Origin of the sequence: Mycobacterium sp. ENV421, assembly GCF_002887815.1 — a bacterium.
Taxonomy (GTDB): Bacteria; Actinomycetota; Actinomycetes; order Mycobacteriales; family Mycobacteriaceae; genus Mycobacterium.
Genome location: NZ_PDHO01000136.1, coordinates 1 through 1,001, shown reverse-complemented (window position 1 = coordinate 1,001; position 1,001 = coordinate 1). Strand labels below are relative to the sequence as shown.

Genomic DNA, 1,001 nt, shown 5'->3' with positions numbered 1-1,001 from the left:
ATTGACGCGACCGCGGACGATGGGGGGACGTCATGGCCTTGGGAATTCCATCGGTGGTCGGGCCGATCGCAGAGTGGGTTGTCGGCGCGCAGAGCCGTGCGCTGATCCGGCGGCAGCGGCGCTGGGAGTGTTTTGGCCAGCCTGCCGTTGGCCACGATGTGCATCAGCGAGCCGTCGAAGCGCACGATGACGCGCTGGCCGACCAGCGTCGACTCCAGCAGCACTTTGTGGCCACCGAGACCGGTGCAGCCGTCGCGGGAGACGGTGCGCGCGACTTCGATGACCGCGGTGGTCGTCAGCATGTCAACGGTGACCGCGCCTCGCGCCGGCTCGGGTCCCGCGATGCGTGCACCGCGGCGCAGCAGATCGCGCAGATCGTGTTCGGACAGCCGTGACGGTCGCGTCCGGATCACCGCGCCGTCGAGTACGATGTGGATGCTGCGGTCGCTGGCCCATACCGTGACCTCGCGGCGGGCCAGCGCGGCGGTGAACTTCAACTGCTGATCTGCCGGCAGCAGCAGACGCGCCCGCGGCGTCAGCACGGTCTCCCACTCGACAGCGTGTATGGCGCTGCCGGACCGGTCCTCTGCCGTCGGCCCGAGGGGCCGCTTGGGACGTGGTGGAACGACGATGTCGACGATGTCGGGAACCAGCGGGTCAGTGGCCACCGGTATCGGCGGAATAACGTCGATCGGCGCTGGACGAAACACCGTCGCCGGTGTCGCCATCCCCAGAGACTGGTGCGGGCGGCTGTGGTTGTAGCCGTACACCCAGGCGTCGATCGCCTCCTGGGCCGCCTCGATGCTCGCAAAGGGGCCGGCGGAATCCAGCAGCTCGCGGCGCAGCGTCTTGTGGAAGCGTTCGATCTTGCCGGTCGTCGTCGGGGACCGGGGTTTGGTCAAACGCGTGGTGATGCCGCTCTCCCGGCAGATCCGTTCGAACAGCATGGCGTGTTCCCGCTGAATGAATCCAACCAGTTTTAGAGTCCTGTGGCCCGATGT

General features: G+C 67.5%; 1 pseudogene. It reads right to left on the bottom strand.

Going from position 1 to position 1,001, the window contains the following annotated elements:
* Window positions 1-74 precede the first annotated feature (74 nt).
* Window positions 75-1,001, bottom strand: a pseudogene (locus CRM90_RS30030) (integrase core domain-containing protein); the annotation flags it as partial.